The organism is Actinomadura sp. 7K507 (assembly GCF_004348425.1).
In the GTDB taxonomy this organism is placed as follows: domain Bacteria; phylum Actinomycetota; class Actinomycetes; order Streptosporangiales; family Streptosporangiaceae; genus Spirillospora.
On record NZ_SMKK01000026.1, the window covers coordinates 21,372 to 45,162 of the forward strand.

At 71.9% G+C, this 23,791-nt stretch carries 26 protein-coding genes and 1 tRNA gene; 18 read left to right on the forward strand and 9 right to left on the reverse strand.

From position 1 onward, the window contains the following. The first annotated feature begins 22 nt into the window (after positions 1-22). Positions 23-793, forward strand: coding sequence for a GNAT family N-acetyltransferase (locus E1285_RS08685; RefSeq protein WP_132149918.1), 771 nt, complete (start codon positions 23-25; stop codon positions 791-793). A gap of 391 nt (positions 794-1,184) precedes the next feature. Here E1285_RS08685 and E1285_RS08695 read toward each other — a convergent pair whose 3' ends face one another. From E1285_RS08695 to E1285_RS08710, 4 genes are all read right to left on the reverse strand, one after another. Beyond that, the gene (locus E1285_RS08695; protein WP_132149920.1) at positions 1,185-3,608 is read right to left on the reverse strand and encodes a serine/threonine-protein kinase; all 2,424 of its coding nucleotides are present in this window, start codon (positions 3,606-3,608) and stop codon (positions 1,185-1,187) included. 150 nt (positions 3,609-3,758) lie between these two features. Next, positions 3,759-4,292: a gluconokinase gene (locus E1285_RS08700; RefSeq protein WP_132149922.1), complete on the reverse strand. Its 534-nt coding sequence runs from the start codon at positions 4,290-4,292 to the stop codon at positions 3,759-3,761. Between the two features lie 2 nt (positions 4,293-4,294). Next, positions 4,295-4,876 carry an isochorismatase family protein gene (locus E1285_RS08705; protein WP_132149924.1) on the reverse strand — a complete coding sequence of 194 codons (582 nt, stop codon included), beginning with the start codon at positions 4,874-4,876 and terminating at the stop codon, positions 4,295-4,297. A gap of 55 nt (positions 4,877-4,931) precedes the next feature. Beyond that, positions 4,932-6,281: a nicotinate phosphoribosyltransferase gene (locus tag E1285_RS08710; RefSeq protein WP_132149979.1), complete on the reverse strand. Its 1,350-nt coding sequence runs from the start codon at positions 6,279-6,281 to the stop codon at positions 4,932-4,934. A gap of 98 nt (positions 6,282-6,379) precedes the next feature. On the opposite strand from E1285_RS08710, the gene clpS reads away from it, so the two are divergent. From clpS to rdgB, 15 genes are all read left to right on the forward strand, one after another. Continuing rightward, a complete protein-coding gene (gene clpS / locus E1285_RS08715; protein ID WP_131875481.1) occupies positions 6,380-6,676 on the forward strand; it encodes an ATP-dependent Clp protease adapter ClpS in 297 nt (98 codons plus the stop codon). Between the two features lie 57 nt (positions 6,677-6,733). After that, the gene (locus E1285_RS08720) at positions 6,734-7,270 is read left to right on the forward strand and encodes a DUF2017 domain-containing protein (protein ID WP_132149926.1); all 537 of its coding nucleotides are present in this window, start codon (positions 6,734-6,736) and stop codon (positions 7,268-7,270) included. Positions 7,271-7,404: 134 nt separating this feature from the next. Then, a complete protein-coding gene (locus E1285_RS08725) occupies positions 7,405-8,328 on the forward strand; it encodes an MEDS domain-containing protein (RefSeq protein ID WP_132149928.1) in 924 nt (307 codons plus the stop codon). Positions 8,329-8,427: 99 nt separating this feature from the next. After that, a complete protein-coding gene (locus tag E1285_RS08730) occupies positions 8,428-9,282 on the forward strand; it encodes an MEDS domain-containing protein (protein WP_132149931.1) in 855 nt (284 codons plus the stop codon). Between the two features lie 22 nt (positions 9,283-9,304). Continuing rightward, the gene (locus E1285_RS08735; RefSeq protein WP_132149933.1) at positions 9,305-10,282 is read left to right on the forward strand and encodes a sensor histidine kinase; all 978 of its coding nucleotides are present in this window, start codon (positions 9,305-9,307) and stop codon (positions 10,280-10,282) included. A 44-nt stretch (positions 10,283-10,326) separates the two neighbouring features. After that, positions 10,327-10,743: a M67 family metallopeptidase gene (locus E1285_RS08740; RefSeq protein ID WP_132149935.1), complete on the forward strand. Its 417-nt coding sequence runs from the start codon at positions 10,327-10,329 to the stop codon at positions 10,741-10,743. Between the two features lie 20 nt (positions 10,744-10,763). Next, positions 10,764-10,913: a hypothetical protein gene (locus tag E1285_RS45430; RefSeq protein ID WP_165966521.1), complete on the forward strand. Its 150-nt coding sequence runs from the start codon at positions 10,764-10,766 to the stop codon at positions 10,911-10,913. 91 nt (positions 10,914-11,004) lie between these two features. Then, a complete protein-coding gene (locus E1285_RS08745) occupies positions 11,005-11,277 on the forward strand; it encodes a MoaD/ThiS family protein (protein ID WP_132149937.1) in 273 nt (90 codons plus the stop codon). Between the two features lie 21 nt (positions 11,278-11,298). Further along, positions 11,299-12,246: a cysteine synthase gene (locus tag E1285_RS08750; RefSeq protein ID WP_132149939.1), complete on the forward strand. Its 948-nt coding sequence runs from the start codon at positions 11,299-11,301 to the stop codon at positions 12,244-12,246. A 137-nt stretch (positions 12,247-12,383) separates the two neighbouring features. Continuing rightward, entirely contained in the window at positions 12,384-13,175 is a 792-nt protein-coding gene (locus tag E1285_RS08755; protein ID WP_132149941.1) for a thioesterase family protein, read from the forward strand. A 164-nt stretch (positions 13,176-13,339) separates the two neighbouring features. Beyond that, positions 13,340-14,179, forward strand: coding sequence for a glutamate racemase (gene murI / locus E1285_RS08760; protein ID WP_132149943.1), 840 nt, complete (start codon positions 13,340-13,342; stop codon positions 14,177-14,179). 30 nt (positions 14,180-14,209) lie between these two features. Further along, complete coding sequence (locus E1285_RS08765; RefSeq protein ID WP_132149945.1) at positions 14,210-14,959, forward strand: MBL fold metallo-hydrolase; 750 nt, start codon at positions 14,210-14,212, stop codon at positions 14,957-14,959. 502 nt (positions 14,960-15,461) lie between these two features. Further along, positions 15,462-17,798, forward strand: coding sequence for a transposase (locus E1285_RS08775; protein WP_165966522.1), 2,337 nt, complete (start codon positions 15,462-15,464; stop codon positions 17,796-17,798). 10 nt (positions 17,799-17,808) lie between these two features. Continuing rightward, positions 17,809-18,543: a ribonuclease PH gene (gene rph / locus E1285_RS08780; RefSeq protein ID WP_132149951.1), complete on the forward strand. Its 735-nt coding sequence runs from the start codon at positions 17,809-17,811 to the stop codon at positions 18,541-18,543. Beyond that, positions 18,540-19,142 (forward strand): RdgB/HAM1 family non-canonical purine NTP pyrophosphatase, encoded by a 603-nt coding sequence (gene rdgB / locus E1285_RS08785; protein WP_132149953.1) that lies wholly within the window; start codon positions 18,540-18,542, stop codon positions 19,140-19,142. Before rph ends, rdgB begins: the two co-directional genes overlap by 4 nt. A 4-nt stretch (positions 19,143-19,146) precedes the next feature. Here the strand turns inward: rdgB and E1285_RS08790 are convergent, their stop codons facing one another. The 3 genes from E1285_RS08790 to E1285_RS08800 form a co-directional block, all read right to left on the reverse strand. Beyond that, positions 19,147-20,082 carry a sensor histidine kinase gene (locus E1285_RS08790; RefSeq protein ID WP_132149955.1) on the reverse strand — a complete coding sequence of 312 codons (936 nt, stop codon included), beginning with the start codon at positions 20,080-20,082 and terminating at the stop codon, positions 19,147-19,149. Continuing rightward, positions 20,082-21,008, reverse strand: coding sequence for an MEDS domain-containing protein (locus E1285_RS08795; protein ID WP_132149957.1), 927 nt, complete (start codon positions 21,006-21,008; stop codon positions 20,082-20,084). Before E1285_RS08795 ends, E1285_RS08790 begins: the two co-directional genes overlap by 1 nt. Positions 21,009-21,087: 79 nt before the next feature. Then, positions 21,088-22,098 (reverse strand): sensor histidine kinase, encoded by a 1,011-nt coding sequence (locus E1285_RS08800; RefSeq protein WP_243722648.1) that lies wholly within the window; start codon positions 22,096-22,098, stop codon positions 21,088-21,090. A 291-nt stretch (positions 22,099-22,389) separates the two neighbouring features. On the opposite strand from E1285_RS08800, the gene E1285_RS08805 reads away from it, so the two are divergent. Next, a tRNA-Leu gene (locus tag E1285_RS08805) sits at positions 22,390-22,474 on the forward strand. Positions 22,475-22,551: 77 nt separating this feature from the next. On the opposite strand, the gene bcp is transcribed toward E1285_RS08805, so the two are convergent. After that, complete coding sequence (gene bcp / locus E1285_RS08810; protein ID WP_132149959.1) at positions 22,552-23,019, reverse strand: thioredoxin-dependent thiol peroxidase; 468 nt, start codon at positions 23,017-23,019, stop codon at positions 22,552-22,554. A 138-nt stretch (positions 23,020-23,157) separates the two neighbouring features. On the opposite strand from bcp, the gene E1285_RS08815 reads away from it, so the two are divergent. Beyond that, positions 23,158-23,478, forward strand: a complete 321-nt coding sequence (locus tag E1285_RS08815) for a DUF3618 domain-containing protein (RefSeq protein ID WP_132149961.1) — start codon at positions 23,158-23,160, stop codon at positions 23,476-23,478. On the opposite strand, the gene E1285_RS08820 is transcribed toward E1285_RS08815, so the two are convergent. Further along, on the reverse strand, positions 23,429-23,740 hold the full coding sequence (locus E1285_RS08820) for a zf-HC2 domain-containing protein (RefSeq protein ID WP_165966523.1): 312 nt from the start codon (positions 23,738-23,740) through the stop codon (positions 23,429-23,431). The two genes, E1285_RS08815 and E1285_RS08820, sit on opposite strands and share 50 nt — an antisense overlap. Positions 23,741-23,791: the final 51 nt, after the last annotated feature.

The window sequence follows — 23,791 nt, forward strand, 5'->3', positions numbered from 1 at the left end:
GTGGGTCGTTACCCTCGGCCAGGTGAATGACGATCTTCTGGCCGCCTATGACGAGCATCTGCGCGGCACGGGCCTTCCCGCGCTGGACGCGTGGATCGAGCAGGACGGTCCGCTTCTGCGGGTCGTCGGGGAGTACCGCGGGTTCGTCACCGGTCCGCGCGACCTGTCCGGCCACGACGTCGACGCCCTCATCGCCGCGCAGACCGCCTTCTTCGGCGCCCGCGGCGAGGCCGTGGAGTGGAAGGCCCGCGGTCACGACCTCCCCAGCGATCTGCCCGACCGGTTGCGTGCCGCAGGATTCGTCGCCGAACCCACCGAGACGGTCGTGATCGGCCGCATCGCCGACATGACGGCCGCGCCACCCGCCTCCGAGGGCGTGGTGATCCGCCGGGTCGGTGGCGAGGCGATCCCAGCCATAGTGGCGATGGAGTCGCAGGTGTGGGGCCGTGACTGCGGCTTCATCGGTGACCATCTGGCCGGGAGCCTGGCCGCCGCCTCCGATCGGCTGGCGATCTTCACGGCGGAGGCCGGCGGCCGGGTCGTCGCCGCCGCCTGGGCGGTGCTCGGCGAGGACGGAGTCTTCGCGTCCCTGTGGGGCGGGTCGACGCTGGAGGCATGGCGAGGCCGCGGCATCTACCGGGCGCTGGTGGCCGCTCGGGCGCGCTTGGCCGCCGAGCACGGCTACCGGTACCTGCAAGTCGACGCCTCCGACGACAGCCGCCCCATCCTGGAGCGCCTCGGCTTCACCCCCGTCACCACCACGACCCCCTACCTCTGGTCGCCGCCGTCCTAACCGCCACACCAACCGGGCAGCGAGCCGCCGGTTAAATCGGTGGTGTGCGGGGTCGTCCTGGCCGTACCGTCTGCGCTGTCGGAGCCCGAGCGTAGGAGGCCGCCATGTACCGCGACCGCGACACCGAGACGTCCTTTTGAGCGGACCAGCAAGCGCCGCCGGGGGTTCCCTCTAGCGAGACCAAGGTCAAGCGCGGCGACCGTACGGTCGGCGTCGACACCGAACTGGTCGAGAAGCTCGGCGGCAACGACCCCTGCCCGTGCGGGTCCGGGCGACGCTTTCCGGCGCTGCTGCCGTCCCACCGGACGGTATGACGGCGTCCTCGGCCACTACTACGTCCGCGACTGAGACGGCCGACGATGGTGAGGGGCGGCGACGGACCGGGCGCGGATCAGGTTGCGCGGTGCCGCCATCGGGACCACATGAACGCGGCGACCAGCAGGGCGGTCGCCGTCCAGGTGGCCCATCCGGCACGAACGTCGCCGATGCCCAGAAAGGACAGTGCGGTGAACAACCAGCCGCCGATGGCGATGAAGACGAGCAGGTACGGGCCTGCGATGTTCGCGGAGCGGTGGGCGGAGATCAGCGACAGGCCGATGTTCTGGTGCGCGCTGAGAATCCAGGCGCTCGACACCATTGCGAGCGCCGCCGCGGCCTGCGCGGTGAACCACCCGAGGTCGGCGAACGCGCCGTCGTCGATGTAGTCGCGCAGATGTTCGGACAGCGCCACGGAGAGCGTCGCGGCTCCCAGGAGCGCGGCCACCGGGAGGGCCAGGGCGGCGAAGGCCCACGCGCCGGTTCCGACGCCGAAACCGAGGAGCTTGGCGGCCGACTCGGCGAACCCGACCGCGACGGCGACGATCGAACGCAGCACGAGGACACCGGCCTTCACGACCAGGTTCACCGCCTCGATCACCAGCACCACCAGCAGGCGGGAGAGGTCCGCCAGCGCGTTGACGGTCACGCGCGCCCCGGTGACCAAGGTGATCCGCGCCACGTCCGTGACACGGATGGCGGTGATTCTGGCGAGCTCGCCCAGTCGGTCGACCGCGGTGGCGGCCCGGACGCGCTCCGCGTCGCTGAACGCCGCACGCCAGGTCACGTGGCGCGCGGTGCGGGGGCGTCGGAAGCGGGGCGACTCCCTGCTGACACGCCGCATGCCTTCGGTGAAACCGACCACACCGGAGATCCCGAGCGACAGGAACAGCGCGAGGACAGTGGTGAACGCGAATATGGCGCGCAGCCGCTCGCCGTGGACGGCGTCCCCGAGCAGCGGTGTCAGGAGCCAGCCCAAGCCGCCGGCGAGGGTGAAGGCGGCCGGGATCGAGCCCAGGGCGACCGTGCCGTTGGCAGGTCCGCGCGCGAAGATCTGCTTGTCGTCACCGGTCGTGCCGAGAGCACCGAGGATGGCGTGCGCCGCCGGCAGGATCACCACCGCGAAGAACGCCGTGCTGACGAGCAGCCGGCGGGAATCGCCCTCCGTCGCATAGATCAGGAACATGGTGATGAAAGCGAGGACGTAGGCCGCCGCCGCCATAAATATCGCAGGGGCCTCGTGTCTGCGCAGCGGCAGCAGGTAGACGAGCATCCCGGTGGCTGCGGTGGCGAGGAAGGCGGTGACGTGCGATCCCAGTTCTGCGGTCAGCCAGAGAAGTGCGTAGACGAGCGCCGCTCCTGACAGCACTATTCCGGCCCGTTGGACGTTCGTCCTGGTGGCGAGGGGGAGAAAGCGGTCATGGTCGGGGCAGAAGAGATCTGTCGACCGGGCCTTGCCATGGCCGCAGTCCTGGCATGGCTCGGCCGGGGCCACTTCGTCGAACACGCCGAAACCCCCGATGGGGGGCAGGCGACGCAGAGCGGATCCGACTCCCGTACCGGTGTCGGCGGAACGGCCCTGCCGCTGGGGGAGGATCGGGCGAGGGGGTTCTTCCGCCGGTTGTGGTGGTGCGGGATGGGCGGCCACCAGGGTCTCGCGGCGCACGGGCTCTGGCAACTGCCAGGTTTTCATGCGGGGGTCGGTGGCTCTGATCCGGCGCAGCACATCGGCCACGGCCGGGCGCATCCCGGGGTCCTTGGCGAGGCAGTCCACGACCAGGTCGCGCAACTCCCCGGGCAGGCCGTCGAGGTCTGGATCGTCGTGGACGATGCGGTACATGAGCGCGTGGGACGGGCCTTCCCCGAAAGGGCCGCGACCGGTGACGGCGAACATCAGCACGGAACCGAGGGAGAACACGTCGCTGGCCGGGCCGACCGGGTCGCCGCGGGCCTGTTCGGGGGACATGAACGCCGGGGTGCCGACCACGGCGCGGGACAGGGTGTGGGAGGTGGCGTCGAGGGCGCGGACGATACCGAAGTCGATGACGCGCGGGCCGTCCTCGGCCAGGATCACGTTGGAGGGCTTGAGGTCGCGGTGCACAAGGCCGCAGGCGTGGACCACGGCGAGCCCTTCGGCCAGGCCCGCTCCGAGGGCGGCGGCCGACTTCAGCGGCAGCGGGCCGTCCTCCTGGACGGCGGCTTGCAGGGATGGGCCGGGGATGTACGCGGTGACCAGCCAAGGCGGGTCGGCTGTGGGGTCGGCGTCGACCACCTGCGCGGTGTGGAACCCGCCGACCTTGCGGGCCGCGGTCACCTCGCGGGCGAACCGGCGGCGGAACCCCGGATCGGCGGCCAGTTCCTGCCGGACCACCTTGACCGCGACCGGGCGGCCGCCTTCGGAACGGCCAAGGTACACCTGCCCCATTCCGCCGCCGCCCAGCCGCCCGACCAGGCGGTAGGGCCCCACCTTCCGCGGGTCGCGCCTGCTCAAAGGCTCCATGCAGGGCAGGCCCTTTCCTCAGCGGAAACCTACGATCGAATCCTTTCAGGAAGGAATCCGCCGTGGACAAGATCCATGGCCAGGTGTGGCAACAAGCGGGCGCCTGCAGCCGGGCCGCGGGCAGGGGCGCTTGGACGGCGTGCTCGGCGGTTACGGCGTTCGCTGTTGAGGGCCGGGGCTGAGACCGAGGGCGGTGAGGATGTGAGTCACCGTTTCCTCTGGGGTGCCGGTGATGGGGGCTGTGACGACGTCCTCGTCCGGGGACGGGAGTTCCAGGTCGGCGAACTGGGTGTCCAGGAGGGTCGCGCTGAAGAAGTGGCCCTTGCGGTCCTTCATGCGGGCGGCGATCGTGTCGCGGTCGCCGTCCAGGAGGACCATCGCCACCTTTTCCCGGTCGCCCGCGAGGATGTCGCGGTATTTGCGTTTGAGGGCGGAGCAGGAGACGACGCCGGGGCGGTCGATTTCGAGGCGGTCGTCGATCCAGGCGGCGATGGAGTTGAGCCAGGGGAGGCGGTCGGCGTCGGTCAGCGGGTGGCCCGCGCTCATCTTGTCGATGTTGGCCTGGGAGTGGAACGAGTCGGCTTCGGCGTAGTCCCAGCCGAGGCTTTCGGCGAGCTTGGTTCCGATGGTGGTCTTGCCGCTGCCGGACACGCCGGCGATGAGAACGACTCGGGGGGAGGTCATGATCAGGTGATCACCACGGGGGCGCCGGAGAGGGTGACCCCCTCCTGCGCCAGCTCGTCCAGCGCCCGGTCGACGGTGGGCTTGGCGACACCGGCGGTGAGGTCGAGCAGGACGGTGGTGCGCAGGCCCGCGCGGGCGGCGTCCACCGCGGTGGCGCGGACGCAGTGGTCGGTGGCGATGCCGACGATGTCCACGGTGTCGACGCCGCGGGTGGCGAACCAGTCCGCGAGCGGTAGTTCGTCGTCGGAGACGCCTTCGAAGCCGCTGTAGGCGGCGGACTCGTGGCCCTTGCTGAACACCGCCTCGATGGGTGCGAGTGCCAGGTTGGGGTGGAAGTCGGCCCCCGGTGTGCCGATCACGCAGTGCGGCGGCCACGAGTCGACGAAGTCGGGTTCTTCGGCGAAGTGGTCCCCTGGGTCGAGGTGGAAATCGCGGGTCGCCACGATGTGCGCGTAGTCGTCCCGGTGCTCGGCCACGTACCCGGAGATGGCCGTGGCCACGTCCGCCCCGCCGCCGACGCCCATCGACCCGCCCTCGCAGAAATCGTTCTGCACGTCCACGATGATCAGAGCCTTCTTGCCCATGACCGCTCCCTGTCCCGGTTACTCCCGACGCTACCTCAGGCCCGCGTGGTCGGGTTCAACTGCGCGGGCCGCCGTTGACGAACTCCGTGGGCACGGCCGGTTCACCTCTGGAGAGCTGGGTCGCGGTCGGTGGGAGTTCCGCGACCGAGCGGGCGTGGCGGTCCCTGGTCTCGGTCAGGGGTTCGCGGCCGATGACCTCGCCGTCGCGGACCAGGGGGACCTGGAGGACGCGGTCGCGCGGGCCGGGGGACGGTTCGCCGGTCGAGACGGTCTCGGCGTGGGCGATGCCGTGGCCGTCGATGCGGCGGACGGCGGTCTTGCGTCCGCCGCGGCTCGGCTTGCCGGTGGACCGCTTCGCCACCGGGCGCATGGGGGCGTCCTCGTCGGGGCCGTCCGACCGGGCGACGAGCTTGTAGACGAGGGACGCCGTGGGCGCGCCCGAACCGGTCACCAGGGACGTCCCCACGCCGTAGCCGTTCACGGGGGCGGCGGCGAGGGCCGCGATGCCGTACTCGTCCAGGTCGCCGGTCACCACGATGCGCGTGCCGTGCGCGCCCAGCGCGTCGAGCTGGTCGCGGACGCGGAGCGCCAGGGCGCCCAGGTCGCCGCTGTCGAGCCGGACGGCGCCGAGCGATGTCCCGGCGAGTTCCACGCCGGTGCGGACGGCCCGTTCGACGTCGTAGGTGTCGACCAGGAGCGTGGTGCCCTCTCCGAGCGAGGCGAGCTGCGCCTCGAAGGCGTGCCGTTCGCTGTCGTGCAGGAGGGTGAACGAGTGCGCGCTCGTCCCGGCGGTCGGGACGCCGTAGCGGCGGCCCGCCTCCAGGTTCGACGTGGTGGCGAACCCCGCGATGTAGGCGGCGCGGGCTGAGGCCACGGCGGCGCGCTCGTGGGTGCGGCGGGAACCCATCTCGATGATCGGGCGGTCCTGGGCGGCCTGCACCATCCGGGAGGCGGCGGACGCGATCGCGCAGTCGTGGTTGAGGATCGACAGGGCGAGGGTCTCCAGCAGGACGGCCTCCCCGAACGTCCCCTCCACCACCAGGATCGGCGATTCCGGGAAGTAGCAGTCGCCCTCGGCATAGCCCCAGACGTTCCCGGTGAAGCGGTACTTCTCCAGCCATTGCACTGTGGGCTCGTCCACGATGCCGTTGGAGGCCAGGAACTCCAGCTGCGCGGGCTCGAAGCGGAACGCCTCGATCGCGTCCAGGAGCCGTCCCGTACCCGCGACGACCCCGTACCGGCGGCCCGCGGGCAGGCTCCGCGCGAACACCTCGAAGACGGCGCGGCGGTCGGCCGTCCCGCTGCGCAGTGCGGCCTGAAGCATCGTCAGTTCGTACTGGTCGGTCAGCAGGGCAGTACCGTCATCAAGGTCCACGATTGGCACTCTAAGCCCAGGTGGCACCATGATCGTGCGGGCCATCGCCCCCGGACGGTGCTGACGCGCATAGCATCGGGTGCGAGGGCGGACCCGACGTGGAGAGGGGGAGACGCGGCATGAGCGCCATGAGCACGGCGCCCGCACCCGTCGAACTGGAGCGGCCGGACGCCGAAGAGGACGTCAGCGCGGACCGGCCGTGGCTGGCCATCGTCTGGAACGACCCGATCAACCTGATGTCGTACGTCACGTACGTGTTCCAGGCCGTCTTCGGGTATCCGAAGACGAAGGCCGAGAAGCTGATGCTGGACGTGCACCACAAGGGCCGCGCGGTCGTGGCGAACGGCACCCGCGAGGAGATGGAGCGGGACGTGGAGATCCTGCACTCCTACGGGCTGTGGGCCACCGTGAAGCGGGACGACTGAGCCCGTGGGCCGAGTGAGGGCGCAGCGACCCATGAGCCGTGTGGAGCGGAGCGACCCGTGAGCCATGTGAAGAAGACCCGCCAGGGGATCAGGGTGCGGCTGGAGGCCGAGGAGATCGCGCTCCTGCGCGCCCTGATGGAGCAGCTGCTCGCGCTGCTCGGCGACGCTCCCGCCGAGGACGACGAGCTGGCCTCCGTCGGCATCTCCGAGAACGCCACCAAGCCGGACGACCCGGTGCTGGCGCGGCTGTTCCCGGACGCATACGGCGACGAAGGCGACGGCGGCGAGGCCGCGGGGGAGTTCCGCCGCTACACCGAGATGGGGCTGCGCGACGGCAAGCGCGAGGCGGCCGGGGTGGTGCTGGGGTCGCTGGGCGAACCCAAGGCGGACGTCTTCCTGGACGAGAAGCAGGCGCAGGCGTGGCTGCGGGCGCTGAACGACGTCCGGCTGGCGCTGGGCACCCGGCTCGACATCTCGGAGGAGTGGTACGAGGAGGCGGAGAAGATGGACAAGGACGACCCCCGTACTCCCATGTTCGCGGCCTACGACTGGCTCACGATGCTGCAGGAGAGCCTGGTCCGCGTCCTCTGGTGACCGTCTCCGGCGTCCACACCCGGTCATAGCGGACATTACCGATTGTCGGGACGGTGCTGCGGAGGGTCGTTAGTGTTGCCTCCAGGGGGCGTTCCAGGCCCGTCCCGGCGGGCCGCGACCACTCGGAGGCCGCCATGTCCACAGCGAGCACCCACCACAAGCCGGTGGGCACGATGGAACTGGGCGACCATCTCGCCCTCATCTTCGACGACGACGCGGAACGACGTTCGATCATGGCCGCGTACGCGCGTGACGGTGTCCGCGCGGGCCATAAGGTCATCTACATCTCCGACGCCGTCCCCGCCCGGGACGTGCTCGGCTGGCTGCTCGCCGCGGGCGACGACGCCGGTTCCGGCACGGACTACGAGATGGTCGATCTCACCGATGCGATGAACGCCGGGCACTTCGTCGTGCGGACCGCCGAGGAGACGTTCCTGGCGAGCGGCAGGTTCGACCCGTCCGGGAGCATCGAGCTCATGGCGACCGAGATCGACCTCGCGCTGGTGCAGGGCTACCAGGGCGTGCGGATCGCGGGCGAGGCCAGGTTCTCGCTGCGCCGCTGGCCGGGCACCGAGCAGTTCGGCGACTTCGAGCGGATGCTCGACGAGGTCTTCATGACCACCGACCTGAAGGCGATGGCGATCTGCCAGTTCGACCGCCGCTGGTTCGACGAGGTCCGGCTGGCGGAGGTCGAGGCCAGCCACATGGGACGCGTCCGGGTCGACGACTACTACGACGACGGCTCGCTGCGCATCACGCCGATCTTCAGCCCGCCCGGTGCCGAACTGGCCGGGGTCATCGACGGGTCGACCCGTCGCGCCGCCGAGACGGTGCTGGCGTCGATCACGACCCGGACGGGCCTGCTCTGCCTCGACCTCGGCGGCGTGACGGGCTGCGACGCGGACGGGCTGCGGCTGCTGACCGGCGCCGGCCGTCCGGACCGGGGCGAGGGGCGAGGGCTGCTGCTGCGCGATGTGCCGCCCGCGCTGCACGCCCGGCTGCACGCCGAGGGCCTCGTCGACGTCCCGGGCGTCTCCATCGAGCACCTCGCCCGGTGACGCGGGCGAGGTGACGCGGGTGAGGTGACGCGACCGGGCGGTGCCGGCGGCGGACCCGGTTGGTACGTTGACCGCATCGGCGCTCCTTGAGGAGGTCGCATGGCTCCCGATCAGGCCCTCGACCGGGCGGGCGAGCCCGTCCGGCCGGTCGGCGACATGCGGCACGGCGACCATCTGTGCCTCGCCTATGTCAACGACGAGGAACGCCACGCCGTCCTGACGGCGTTCCTCAACGACGGCCTGCGCGCCGGGGACGCCCTGGTCTACCTGGTGGACGAGGAGCCCGCCGGTTCCGCCGCGGGACGCCTCCGCGACGGCTTCGGAGCAGCGCTCGGCGATGGCCGGCTGACCATCCTGCCCACCGCCGGAACCGACGTCGAAGCGGTGATCGATACCGCCCTGGCGCGCGGTCACCGGGGGGTGCGGGTCACGGACGAGGCGTCCCCGTCCCTGCGCGGCTGGCCCGGCACCGAGCGGTTCGCCGCGTACGAGGGTGCTCTCCACCGGGCCGTCGCCCGGCCGGCGCGGCCCGCGATGGCGCTGTGCCAGTACGACCGCCGCTGGTTCGCGGGCGACCATCTGCGCGAGGTGGATCGCCACCACGGCGGGCGGGCCGGCGCCGACGCGGTCTTCGACGACGGGGTGCTGACGATCGTCCCGCTGTTCGCGCCTCCCGGCCTGCGGCTGTCCGGCGCGATCGACGAGTCGACCCTGCCCGCGCTGGTCGAGGCCCTGCGCGACGTCGACGACGGCGCCGCGCATCTGTGCCTGGACCTGTCCCGGCTCGATTTCTGCGACCTGGACGGCCTGCGCACCCTGATCCGCGCCAACGAGACGAGCAGCGTCCTCGACCGGCAGGTGATCCTGCGGTCGATGCCGGGCTGCATGGAGTTGATGCTGCGGGCGTCCGGCTGGGACACCGCCCCCGGAATCGTCGCGGAGGCGACGCCATGACCCCCGTCGCGGAGGCGGCGCCATGACCGAGCCGAGCGCACTGCGTCCGGGAACCGCCGCGCAGGACCGGCGGGACGCGCTCGTCCACAGGGCGCTGCTGTACGGGTCGCGGGACGAGTTCCTGCGGACCGCCGTGCCGTTCCTGCGCGCCGGGCGGCAGGCGGGCGACGCGGTCGTGGCCGTCGTCGCGCCGCCGGTGGCCGGGGCCCTGCGCGAGCGGCTCGATGCCGAGACGACCGAGGCGGTCGAGTTCATCGACCCGGCGGAGTGGTTCGCCGGCCCGATGCACGCGCTCGCGTACTTCCATGACCGGGCGCGGGGCGACTGGTGGCCGCGGGGACGGCTGCGGCTGCTGGCCGAGCCGGTATGGGACGGCCGCAGACCGCTGGAGACGCGGGAGTGGAAGCGGTACGACGCGCTGCTGAACGTCGTGTTCGCCGCAACCCCGACCCTGATCGTGTGCGCCTACGACACGGCGGCGCTGCCCGGCCACGTCCTGGACGACGCCGCGCGCACGCATCCGGAGCTGACCGGTCCGGACGGGACGGCGGCCGCCGCACGGTTCACCGACCCGGCCGGGTTCTGCGCCGAGTGCGACGCGGGCCCGCTGCCTCCGCCGCCGGCCGCGGCGGCCCGCAGGCCGTTCGCCTCGGGCGGGCTGCCGGGGCTGCGGAGCTTCCTGTCCGCCGAGGCGGCCCGGCTCGGGCTGCCGCGGGAGCGCACGCTCCCGTTCGTGCTGGCGGCCAACGAGGTCGCCACCGGCATCGTCCGGGACGCCGGCGGCCGCGGCGCGGTGTGGGTGTGGGCGGAGGGCGGCGAGCTGATCTGCGACGTGGCCGATCCGGTGGGCGTGCCGACCGACCGCTTCCTCGGCTACGTGCCGCCGGGCGCCAGGGGCCACGATCCCGCGATGTGGGCCGTCCGCCGCCTGTGCCACATCGTGGAGGTCCGCTCGGACGGGCAGGGCCTCCAGATCCGCCTGCGTGTCAAACTCCACTGAGGGCGGGACCCGGGCGGTGCGGAGTGCCCGGTAGCCTGCGGGACATGTTGACGATCGAGCGTGGTCTGGTCGAGAAGATCGTTGCGCATGCGCGTGCCGACCATCCCGACGAGGCCTGCGGCATCGTCGCGGGTCCCATCGGTTCGGACCGGCCCGTCCGGTACGTCGCGATGGTCAACGCCGAGCGGTCTCCGACGTTCTACCGGTTCGACTCCCAGGAGCAGCTCAAGGTGTGGCGGGAGATGGACGACCGGGACGAGGAGCCGGTGGTCATCTACCACTCGCACACCTCCACCGAGGCGTATCCGTCGCGCACCGACATCTCCTACGCGTCCGAGCCGAACGCCCACTACGTGCTCGTCTCCACCCGTGAGGACCACGACACCGAGTTTCGGTCGTTCCGGATCGTGGACGGTGAGGTGACCGAGGAAGAGGTCGCCGTCGTGGACGCCTACAGCTGAGGGACGCGGCGGGGAACGTCATGGTGGCGGCCGGTAAACTGGTCGACATGTGGACGAGCGGGCACGGGACGGGCGGCGGCCGCCGCCGCACCGGTTCGTCCGTGGTCTCACCCGTACAGAGCTTCCTGTTCGGGCACTCGCGCGCCGAGGTCGTCTACGACTGTCGCTGACGCGCTGTTGCCGCCCGGAATCATCCCGCTCCCAACCCGGTTGTGAAGCAGAGGGCGGGGAGCCCGTACGACGTAGAAGGAGATCACCGCGATGGCGATCGAGGTCCGCATTCCGACGATCCTGCGCAACCTCACCGACGGCGCCAAGGCCGTGGAGGGCAAGGGCGCCACGCTGGACGAGCTGTTCAGCGACCTGGACTCGCGCCACACCGGCCTGCGCGACCGGCTGGTGGACGACAAGGGCCTGCGCAGGTTCGTCAACGTCTACCTCAATGACGAGGACGTCCGCTTCCTCGGCGGGCTGGAGACGCAGGTCGCCGACGGCGACAGCGTGACCATCCTCCCGGCCGTGGCCGGCGGCTGAGCCGGGGCTGGACACGGGACCATGCGATTCGACTCGCTGCTGGACTCGCTCGGCCGCACCCCGCTGGTCGGCCTGCCGCGGCTGTCGCCGCGCGAGGACGTCCGGCTCTGGGCCAAGCTCGAAGACCGCAATCCCACCGGCTCGGTGAAGGACCGTCCCGCCTTCTACATGATCGAGAAGGCGGAGAAGGAGGGGCTGCTGACGCCGGGCTGCACGATCCTGGAGCCGACGTCGGGCAACACGGGCATCTCGCTGGCGATGGTCGCCAAGCTGCGCGGCTACCGGATGGTGTGCGTGATGCCGGAGAACACCTCCGCCGAGCGCCGCCAGCTGCTGGAGATGTGGGGGGCGCGGATCATCTCGTCCCCGGCGGCCGGAGGGTCGAACGAGGCCGTCCGGGTGGCGAAGGGGCTGGCGGAGGAGAACCCCGACTGGGTGATGCTCTACCAGTACGGCAACGAGGCCAACGCCCTCGCGCACTACGAGACGACCGGGCCGGAGATCCTTGAGGACCTGCCCACGGTGACGCATTTCGTCGCCGGGCTCGGCACCACGGGCACGCTGATGGGCGTCGGCCGGTATCTGCGCGAGCAGGTTCCGGGCGTGCGGATCGTGGCGGCGGAGCCCCGGTACGGGGAGCTGGTGTACGGGCTGCGCAACATCGACGAGGGCTTCATCCCGGAGCTGTACGACGAGTCGGTGCTGACGACCCGGTTCTCGGTCGCGTCGAAGGACGCGCTGCGGCGCACCCGTGAGCTGCTGGAGCAGGAGGGCATCTTCGCGGGCATCTCGACCGGCGGGGCGCTGCACGCGGCGCTCGGCATGGCGGCGAAGGCGGTCAAGGCGGGCGAGCGGGCCGACATCGCCTTCGTGATCGCGGACGGCGGCTGGAAGTACCTGTCCACCGGCGCGTACGGCGGGACGCTGGAGGAGGCGGAGGCGCGCCTCGAAGGCCAGCTCTGGGCGTGACCTAGAGCCGGGCAGGACGGCCCCTGACCGGGGTGGCCGTTCGTCCGGCACGGTAGAGTGCGTTTTCGAACGAGATTCTAGAACCGTGCCGGACGGGCGGGCGCGCCCGCGGGACGGCAGGACGCAGGAGTGTGCGGATGAGCGGGTTCGGCGACGCGACCGCGATCAAGCAGGTCGGCGAGGGCCGGTACGAGACCCTTCTGGACGGCGGCTACGCCATCGGCGAGGCGCTGAACGGCGGCTACCTGATGGCCGTGCTCGCCCGCGCCGCCGTCGACGCCTCCCCGCACGCGCACCCGGTCTCGACCGCGACGAACTTCCACCGGGTCGCCAAGGCGGGCCCCGCCGAGCTGATCGTCGAGCCCCGCAAGGAGGGCCGGACGGCCGCCGCGTCGCGGGTCACGCTCGTCCAGAACGACCGTTTCGTCGTGGACGCCCTGATCACTACCGCCACCCTCGACGACGCCGCCGAGCCCGACTGGTCCGGTGAGGGGCCCCCGGCGATGCCTCCGCTGGAGGAGTGCAGCGGTTTCCACGCCCCGGGGGGCCGCGGTTTCGCCGACCAGGTCGACATGCGCTTCGACCGCTCGACGATGGGCTGGCTGGACGGGCAGCCGACCGGGCGTCCCGAGGTCCGAGGCTGGTTCCGGCACCGCGACGACCACGCGATCGACGCCTACTCCCTCGCGCTCGCCGTGGACGCGCTGCCGCCCGTCGCGCTGAACCTGGGCGCGAAGGGCTGGGCCCCGACCGTCGAGCTGACCTGGCACATGCGGGCCGTGCCGGCGCCCGGCTGGCTGGCCGTGCACGGCACCGGCCGGCTCCTCGCCGACGGCTGGTTCGACGAGGAGGTCGAGGTGTGGGACTCGGCGGACCGGCTCGTCGCGCAGTGCCGGCAACTCGCGAGGGTCCCGCTCAAACCCTTCTGAAACGGGCATCCCGGCGTTGCGGAGGGACACACCGGCGTTTCGCGCCGATTCGCGTCCGGACCGCGCGCCCACGGCCTGAACTGGACGGTTTTCCGGCATGTGACGGTGTGATGTCCAACGCATGACGTACCTGAGGCGGGCCATCTCGCTTAGCCTTGTGCACCATGTCAGCTGTGTCCCGGGGGGTCGGCCTCCCAGACGCCCCCATCGGGATCTTCGACAGCGGTTTCGGCGGCCTCACCGTGGCCCGTGCCATCCTCGACCAGCTGCCGAACGAGCCGATCGTCTACCTGGGGGACTCGGCCCGCCAGCCGTACGGGCCGCGCCCCATCGCGCAGGTCCGCGCGTACGCCCTGGAGATGCTCGACGCCCTGGTCGACGAGGGCGTGAAGATGCTGGTGATCGCCTGCAACAGCGCCAGCTCGGCGATGCTGCGCGACGCCCGCGAACGCTACGACGTCCCGGTCGTCGAGGTCATCAACCCGGCGACCCGGCGCGCGGCCCGCGCCACGTCCAACGGGCTGGTGGGGCTCATCGCCACGGAGGCCACGGTGAACAGCCGCGCCTACGACGACGCGTTCGCCGCCGCCCCGCACATCGACCTGGTCAGCGCGGCCTGCCCGCGCTTCGTCGAGTTCGTCGAGGCGGGCGTCACGATGGGCGGGGAACTGCTGGAGGCGGCCCGCGACTACCTGCGGCCCATCGTGGACGCGGGATGCGACACCCTCATCCTCGGCTGTACGCACTACCCACTGCTGACCGGTGTCATCTCGTATGTGGTGGGCGACGGGGTCACACTGGTGTCAAGTGCCGACGAGACAGCCAAGGACGTGTATCGCGTGCTGCACGATCGGGGGCTGGCCCGAGCCGAGGCGACGCCCCGGCCGCGTCACCGGTTCCGCGCGACCGGGGACCCCGCCGTGTTCGCCGAACTCGGACGCCGGTTCCTCGGCCCGGAGATCGGCTCGGTGGAGACCACGCCGAGCAAGGCGCTGACGACCTGATTCCTCGGGGACACAAAGGAGGAGTTGAGCGTGCGGGTCACTGTGATCGGCTGCTCCGGCAGTTTCCCGGGGCCGGACAGCCCCGCGTCCAGCTACCTGATCGAGGCGGACGGGTTCGCGCTGGTGCTCGATCTCGGCAACGGGGCGCTCGGGTCGCTGCAGCGTTTCCGCTCGCTGTACGAGATCGACGCCGTCTGCATCTCGCACCTGCATGCCGACCACTGCCTTGACCTGTGCGGGTACTGGGTGGCGCGCACCTACCGGCCCGGCGGCCCGCCGCCGCCGATCCCGGTGCACGGCCCCTCCGACACGGCGGAGCGGATGGCGCGGGCGTACGACCTCGAACCCGACCCGGGAATGACCGGGACGTTCGACTTCCACACCCTGCGCCGGGGCCCCTACGAGATCGGGCCGTTCCGCGTGACGACCGCGCTGATGCCGCATCCGGTCGAGGCGTACGCCTTCCGCGTCGAGCACGGCGGCAAGGCCGTCGCCTACTCGGGCGACACCGGCGCGTCCGACGAGCTGGTCGAGCTGGCGGCGGGCGCCGACCTGTTCCTGTGCGAGGCGTCCTTCCTGGACGGCCCCGGCCTGCCGTCCGAACTGCACCTGACCGCCCGCGAGGCCGGTGAGCACGCCGCCCGCGCCGAGGTCGGGCGGCTCGTCCTCACCCACCTGGTGCCGTGGAACGACGCCGACCTCTCGCTGAAGGAGGCCAAGGCGACCCCCTACACCGGCGCCATCGACCTGGCCCGCGTGGGCGCCCAGTACACCCTCTGAGTGCCACTTAGCTTGTTCTTTATCGAAACGCCGCAGTAACGCCCGCCAGAGCCGGTCGACGTGCTGCGGGCAGGCGCCGGTGCGTGAGGACCACAGCCAGACCGGCTTGGGGTCGCCGGTGCCGGGGATCCGCTCGACGTGGAGGATCAGGGTGTCCTCGACGATCGGGAGCCGGCCATCGTGTTCCAGCCAGACCGCGCGGTGGGTGAGGCGTGGGTGCAGTCGGCCCCACGAGGAGGCCGTCGCGGTGCCGTAGCGGGTGGTCTGGGTGGTCGTGAGTGCTGCTGGTTGCGGCCAGGTGGCCGGGTTGCTCAGCGTGAACTCGCCGCCGTGCCTGGGCTGGACGGCCGTCCTTGAGGTCCGGCCGGGCTCCAGCGCGGCGACGAACGAGTACGGCCAGCCGGGGACGAACTGCGCTGCGTTCTTGGGTGGGTGTCGTGTGGATGCGTGATGGGCAGGTTGTCGATTGCGTGTTCGACTGCGATTGCGTAATGTGTCCGCCGTGTTGCAGTCCGAAGTCGGTCGTGAGGGTGGTGCCGGACCCGTCACTGTCCCCTCCATCGTCGGCTCCTCCGTCAGCCGGTACGGCATGGACGAGGTGGGCGGGACGGCCTGCGGGGCCGCGTCCGACGCCGTGGCCGGTGCCGCGGGCGGGCTGGTGGACGGGGCCACGGTCACCGACCCGGCCTCCGGGCGGCGATTCCGGGGTAAGAACAAGGCTCCGGCGTGGCGGCGTCCGGCCGATGGGCCGGTGACGGTGGTGCGGTTGCGGCTGACGCCGGACCCGGCGGCGCGGCATCGGCTGGAGCACCTGTTCGGTGCGGCGTGGAGCTTGAAGCGGGCGTTGCGGCGCGATGCCCGGTCGCGCGCGTTGGCCTTTCGGGCCGGGCACCGTCGCCGCCGCACCCCGGCGGAGACCAAGCGGTTGCGGGTGCGGCTGGGGTTGTCGCGGGACGCATTGGAGCGTGCCGCCTACCGGCATCTGGACGCCTCGGGGCATCTGAGGCATCACCTCTCCAAGGCCGTGGCCATGCACATCGCCGACGAGGTGTGGACCGGGCTGGAACGGCACCTGTTCGCCGACGCGTCGGGCTGCCGCCAGGGGGTTCCGGGCGCGGGGGCGTGGTGGGAGTTCACCCGGATCCCCGGACGGGCCCGTTCGCACACAATGCCTCGCAAGTGGGAGACGTTCCGGTTGCACGGCACCCTGGCCGGGCACCTGGCCGCACATCGGGCGCCCGGCCTGCCCGAGGGCACCACTCCCGAGGAGGCGGCGGCATTGCCGCCCGGGGCGAGTGTGCTGACCCAGCCCCGTACGGTGCCGGTGCCATCAGCGCCCCGCAACTGGGGGACCAAGGGGTTGTGGTGGGAGCATGAGGGGCCGTTGACGCTGGTGTATGCGGGTGGCCCGGATGGGTGCCGGGGTGATCTGGTGGTGCCGGTGCGGCTGCCGCAGGGTGCGGGTCAGTGGCCGCATCTGCTGCACACGCTGGCTGATCCGGAGGCGTTCCACAAGGTCGACCTGGTGCGCCGCCAGGATCCGGCCGAGCCGGGCGGGTGGCGCTACGAAGCCCACCTGATGGTCTTGCGGCCTGCGTATGTTCCCGCGTCGACGGTGGTGCGGCGGGTCCAGGTCCCCACAGGCCGCCGGGGCGGGGTGGACGGCAACGTCTCCAACCTCGCCGTGGTCTCGGCCCCCGCCGAGCCGGGCCCCGCTGGAGGGGCTGCCGTCGAGGCGTCGCCCCACACGGCGGTGACGTCCCCGGGGCTGGTCTCTTCGGGGGTGGTTTCGTCGAAGGTGACCCTGCCGCCCGACGAGCGGGACCGCATCGCCCGGCGGGAGCGTAAACGGCGCCGCCGGCAGCGGGCGCTGGAACGTTCGCGCCGCGCGTCCAACACCACCCAATACGAGCCTGGCAGGCGCCAGCGCAAACGCCAACGCCGCCGGCAGGCGGCCGGGCTGCCACCCAAACAGGTGCCGGTGCCCGGTGGGCCGCGCATCGCCCGCGCCGACGGCAGACCCCGCCGCGCCTACCGCCGCGACACCCTGTCGGGCAGCTACCGGCGGCTGCGCGCCCGGGACGCGGCCGCCGCGCAGCGCATCGCCCAATCCCGCAAAACCCGGGCCCGGCAGACCGCCGGGCAGATCGTGGCCGTGCACGGCCCGAACCTGGTGATCGAAGACTGCCGCATCAGCGGCTGGTTCCGGCTGTGGGGACGGGCCTGCGCCCGGTTCACCCCCGGCATGCTCATCACCGCCCTGGACCACGAATGCCGCGCCAGCGGCGGGCGGCTGCTGCGGGCGGCCACCCGCGCCACCGCCCTGTCCCAGCACTGCCCCTGCGGACGCCGCGTCCCCAAACACCTGAGCGTCCGCACCCACCACTGCCGCATCGAGGACGGCGGCTGCGGGCTCACCGGCGACCGCGACCTGGTCGCCGCCGCCCTCGCCGCCTTCGTCCACCTGCAAGATCCTTGTGACCCCTCCACCGCACGGGTGGACTACGAAAGCTCCCGCCGCGTGCTGTGCGCGGGCGGGCCAGGGCTACCTGGAGCCCTGTCCGAGTCAACCGCACCCATCCCCACACCCGGCACCAGCACCCGAGCTGGCGCCGGGACGGGGAACGCGGCAGCCACCCCCACCGAACGCCGCCGCGAACCGCGGCGGCGGAACCGGCGGGTGGCCTCTGCTCGGCGAACCCGGACCAGTACGGCGCCGACCCCGGATGAACCACCTCCACCCACCATGGGCCAGGGAGCGGTCACGCCGGACAGGCACCGGAAACGAACCCGGCTGTTCAACAAACCCCCACCACGGGACTTGTTCAACAGGCCTTAGGGTGGAGCGCATGCCTCGCCCCGATGACCGCGCGTCCGACCAGCTCCGTCCCGTCCGCATCCAGCGCGGGTGGCTCGACCATGCCGAGGGGTCGGTGCTGGTCGAGTTCGGCGCGACGCGGGTGCTGTGCGCGGCGTCCGTGCAGGACTCGGTGCCCCGGTGGCGGCGCGACAGCGGCCTCGGCTGGGTCACCGCCGAGTACGCGATGCTGCCCCGCGCGACCAACACCCGCAACGACCGCGAGTCCGTCAAGGGGCGGATCGGCGGGCGCACCCACGAGATCTCCCGGCTGATCGGCCGTTCCGTCCGGGCCTGCCTCGACTTCAAGGCGCTCGGCGACAACACCGTCCAGCTCGACTGCGACGTCCTCCAGGCAGACGGCGGCACCCGCACCGCCGCGATCACCGGCGCGTACGTGGCGCTGGCCGACGCGGTGAGCTGGATGCGCGAGCGCAAGCTCCTCAAGGGCGACCCGCTGATCACCTCGGTCTCGGCGATCAGCGTCGGCGTCGTGGACGGCGAGCCCCGCCTCGACCTGGGCTACGAGGAGGACTCCGCCGCCGGGACCGACATGAACGTGGTCTGCACGGGCGACGGCCGGTTCGTCGAGGTGCAGGGCACCGCCGAGGGCACCCCGTTCGACCGCGCCGAGCTGGACGCGCTGCTCGACCTCGCGGCGGGCGGCTGCGCCGAGCTGACCCGCCTCCAGGCGCAGGCCCTCAGCACGGGGGCCCCGGCCCGATGACCCGGATCGTGCTCGCGACCCGCAACGCGGGCAAGATCGCGGAACTGCACCGCATCCTCGGCGGCCTTGACGTCGCCGGCCTGGACGAGTTCCCCGGCGCGCCCGACGTGCCCGAGACCGAGCTGACGTTCGAGGGCAACGCCCTGCTGAAGGCACGCGCGATCGCCGCGTCCACCGGCCTGCCCGCCGTCGCCGACGACTCCGGCCTGTGCGTGGACGCGCTGAACGGCATGCCCGGCGTCCTGTCGGCCCGCTGGTCGGGACGGTTCGGCGCCGGCGACCGCGACGCCGCCAACCTCAAGCTGGTCCTCGACCAGATCGCCGACGTCGCCGACGGGCAGCGCGGCGCGGCGTTCGTATGTGCGGCCGTCCTCGTCGTCCCGAACGGCACCGAGCACGGCGTCGAGGGGGAGATGCGCGGCGCCCTCGTCCGCGAGCCGCGCGGCTCCGGCGGCTTCGGCTACGACCCGATCTTCGTCCCCGACGGCGAAACCCGCACCACCGCGGAGATGACCCCGCAGGAGAAGGACGCCATAAGCCACCGCGGCAAGGCCTTCCGCGCCCTGGCGGACCTCCTCCCCAACGCGCTTCTCCCTTAGCCCCTTAGCCGCGGGCACTCCCGCAGGCCCACAAGCGGACGAACGTGCCGTCCCAGCCTGCTCGTAGTTCCATCAGGTCGACCAAGAGGCGGACGGTCCACAGGCCGAAGCCGCGCTGGAGGGCCGTGTCCGGTGGGATGAACCCCGTCAGGGAGCTGGGGCCGGGGCGCCAGAAGCCGTTGTCGCCGATCTCGCAGGCGAGGTCGGTGCCGTCCTGCCACACCCAGAGGCCGATCGGCGGTGTGCCGTGCTGCAGCGCGTTGGCCGCGACCTCGTTCGCGGCTGTGACCAGGTTGCGCGCCGCCGGCTGGGTGAGGCCGTGGCGGCAGGCGCGCTCGCCGACGAACGACCGCAGCGCGGACAGGTCGTCGTTCTCGATGGGGAGGTACTCGGCGGTGCGGGGACGGTCGAAGCGCAGCCCGCGGTCGCAGCCGGACCCGAACGTCTCCGGGTCGACGTACTCCTCGTTCGGGCCGTCGTGGTCCGGGGCGAGCAGCCGGGGATGGGTCCGCCTCGCCTCCGCGACGATGCGGTGCGGCAGCGTGCCGGTGTCGTAGGGGCACAGCGCACGCGCCCCCGAACCCTCGAACACCACGTTGATGAGGGACTCGTAGCGGATCCACTCCAGCGTCTGCCGCTCGTCCCAGCCGTCCCAGACGGGCTCGGCCAGCGCGCACACGCTGCGCGGCGCGCTCTCCTTCACGACGTTCTGGTAGTCGCGCAGGGTGTGGACGGGGTGCTGGTAGAACTCCGCCGAGCCGAAGTACAGGATCGGCGCGTCGCGCGGGGGGAGCACGTCGCGCAGCGCGGTCAGGTTGGGTTCGCGGACGACGGCGATGACGGCCTGGTCCCGTTCCAGCCCGGACCGGAGGTACGGCACGGTGACCGACAGGAAGTCGTCGATGTCGCGGTACAGGAACGCCTGGTGCTCCATGGACATCAGCTCGTGCCCTCCGTGTCCGGGCGCCCCGGTTCGCCGCCGCGGGCGAGGCCCGGCAGCCGGTGCCAGCCGACCATCTCGATGACGCTCTCCACGTCGGGCGCCAGATGGTCGAGGACCAGCGGCTCGCCGGCGGGCAGCCCGGTCGCGTGCCGGGCCAGCAGGTTCAGGCCGCCGAGGTCGATGAAGGCGAGCCGGGACAGGTCGAGGTGGATGCCGCGCCGCTCGGTGCTCACCTGCGCGAGCTGCTCGGCGAACACGGTGTGCCGGGCGGCGTCCAGCTCGCCCTCGACCCGCAGGCCGTCGGGTTCGAATGTGCGCACTATCTTCAGGATCCCGTCATCGAATTCGGGGTTCACTTCCACGAGGACCTCGTGTGTGTCGCGGAGGGCGATGAGCTCGTCATGCGGGCACGCGTGCCGGTCGATCTGGCAGATCGCCATCGCCATCGTGCTCGGCGAGACCGCGTCGCCCACCCGGTGCTCGCAGCCGAGCATCCGGCCGAGGTCGGGCGGGTTCGGCGCGTTCATCAGCCAGCTGTAGTCGGTGGTGAGGCGCACGGCGCGGAAGCCCTGCGTGAACGCGCCGTCCACCTCGCGGCCGATCGTGTCCAGCATCATGGCGGGCTCGAACTCGCCCCGCCGGTTGAGGCAGGCGTCCTGCCGGGAGATCACCCGCAGCTGGCCCGCCCTGCCGTAGGCGTCCAGGTCGATCCGGTGCCGTGGGCCGAGGCCGGGAAGCCGGTCGGCCGGCGCGTCGGTGACGTACACGACCTTCTCGTTGGTGCGCAGGCCCTCCTTGACGAACGGGCCGATGACCCGGTCGCGCTCCTCGAAGCCGCTGTAGGCCAGCCAGCCGTGGTCTCCCGGCCGGACTGCGCTGACAGGACGTTTGGCGAACCAGGGGGTCTCCCGCTCGCTGATCATGGGGCCTGCCCATCGAGGTCGGTGATTCGTTCAGCGTACGCCGTCCGGAGGTTTTTGGAAGCCCAACGCATGGAACCGCTCACTCTCCGTCCGGGACGACAGGGCCGGCAGGGTCCGGGAGGTCGAGCCTGAGCCGGACGACGCTGCCGCCGTCTCCCGTCCTGACCTGCACGATCGAGCACAGCAGCCGCACCGCCCACAGCCCGAACCGGCTTCCCGAGGCGGTGCCCGCGGGACGCGGAGGGATGAGCCCGTATCCGGTGTCCGGCGCCCACCGCCCCTCGTCGGTGACCTCGCAGACGAAGGCCGCGCCGCCCGCGTCCGTCTCCGTCCACATGCGCAGGATGATGGGCGGCTCGCCGTGCCGCATCGCGTTGGTGACGACCTCGGTGACGGCGACGAGGAGGCGCTTGCGGTCCTCGGCCGGAAGCGGGGTCTGCCGGGCGTAGTCGGTGACGTAGGCGCGCAGCCAGTACAGGTCCGCCCGCTCGATCTTCAGCGCGTCGGCGCCGGGCGGCGGGTGGGGCAGCGGCTCGCGGTCGCACTGCTCGCAGTAGGCCCAGGGGTCGATGTACCCCGGGTTGGCCAGGGACCGGCCGCCTCGCACGGTCTCCGGATGGGTCTTGCGCGCCGCCGCGACGGTGCCCGCCGGGAGCGTGGCCGAGTACGGGCACATGAGGGACGCGCCGGTGCCGCGGAACGCGACGTTGAGGACGGCCTCGATCCGCTGCCATTCGAGGACCTCCAGCGGGGACCGCGACGTCCACGCCGGTTCCCCGAGGAGCCGCAGCCTGCTTCCCCGCAGGGCCGCGTCGTCGGCCTGGCTCAGGCAGTCCGCCAGCGTCCGCGCGGGGTGCGAATACCAGGCCGCCGGGTCGGCGAACTCGATGCCGGCGTCGGCGGGGCCGAGGGCGTCCCGCAGCAGCATCTCCTGCCCGGTCCCGCAGACGGCGAGGACGCGGTCGCCGCTGTCGAGCCCGTCCAGCAGGAAGGGGACGGCGCCGTCGAGGAACTGGTCCGCGCCGTCGTAGGGCAGCAGGCGGTGCGTGAAGGAGGCGTTCAGAACCGTTCCCGACGAACTCGTGATCATGGCGTCACCGACTGTGCCGAAGGCCGGACCCATCAAGCCTAGGCCGCCCGCCGCGGCCCCGCCGATACCGTTTTTCAGATAATGCCGCCGATTCGCGTAGCTGATGTCCGCAAATCCATTGCGGCCGTGTCCCTTATCCGTTCAGGCCGCCTGGCGCCCGCCGCGCCGTACCTCCGGTGCGCGACAGGCCCCGCCGGCGCCGCGTGCCCGCCACGTCGCACCGGGGCAATTGCGTTGCCGGGGCCGCCGGTCAGAACGCTAAGCTGAACGCGCTCCCGGACGGGAGCACCGGCGGGCGTGGCGAAACCAGGCATACGCGGCAGGTTTAGGTCCTGTTGGTGGAGACACCGTGGGGGTTCGAATCCCCCCGCCCGCACCCTGCACCTTGGAAAGCGATGAACCGGCCCGCGCCGCGGGCCGGTTCAGGGTTCCGCATGGCGCGTGACGCGGGGGCTAGACGCCGAGGTCGCGGCGGAGGCGCTCCACGTGGCCGGTGGCCTTCACGTTGTAGTACGCCTTCTCGATCTTGCCGTCGGCGTCGATGATGAACGTGGAGCGGATGACGCCCACGACGACCTTGCCGTAGAGCTTCTTCTCCCCGTACGCGCCGTAGGCCTTCAGAACCTCGGTGTCCGGGTCGGACAGCAGCGGGAAGGTCAGACCCTCCTTCTCCCGGAACTTCGCGAGCTTGGCGGGCTTGTCGGGGGAGACGCCGACGACGGTGACGCCGGCGGCCTCCAGGTCGCCGAAGGCGCTCTCGAAGTCCACCGACTCCTTGGTGCAGCCGGGCGTCATGGCCGCCGGGTAGAAGTAGAGGATCACGCGCTTCCCGCGCAGCGAGGCCAGTGACACCGGGGACGCGTCGGCGTCGGGAAGCTCGAAATCGGGGGCGACATCGCCCGGCTGAAGCCGCTCGGACACCTGTCCCGCCTTTCGCTCGGATGATGGCTCCAACCGTACCCGTCCGGGGTGAGGCGGGCGTTCGGGGGGAAGACCTGCCAGACTGTTCGGATCATGCTTCGCTGGTCAAGGTTTCGCCCCACACGATAAGGACACGGCATGGCTGACAGGCCCAGCGACCCGGAAGGGCTGGAAAGGTACATAGAGCGCAATGTCCAGGAGCTCGCACGTACCATCGACGAGGTCGCCGACCGGGTCCATCCGAAGAAGGTCGCGCAGCGGGGCGCCGATCGGCTGAAGGAGGAGGCGGGTCAGGTCGCCAGGACCGTCGGCGCGCTCGTGCGTCCGTCCTCGGACGACGAGAGCGACGATGTCCCCGGTGCCGGCGGTGTCGACAAACGCCTGGTCCTGGCGGGCGTCGGGGCCGCGGTCACCGTGACCGCCCTGGTCCTCCTGAACCGTAGGCGCAAGCGCCGCTGAGCCGCATCAGGGAGGCGCCGGTCCGCGGTCTGCGGCCGGCGCCTTTTCGTGCCGCGACGGCCGTGCCGCGTCCGCCGCCGGGGGGTCGCGGGACGCTGTGGGCGAGGAGTTCGGCGACGGCGCGCAGCTCGGCCAGCTCGGCGCGGCAGGGCGGGCAGCCGCGCAGGTGCGCCGACAGCTCGTCGGCCTCGGCGCCCGGCAGCCGTCCCAGGGCGTAGACGCCGAGCCCGATGCGGTACTCCCCGCAGTCCGTTCCTCCCACGTCAGGGAGTACGGGCCCGGGGCCTTCCCCGTTCAGTCGGACGACGGGGCG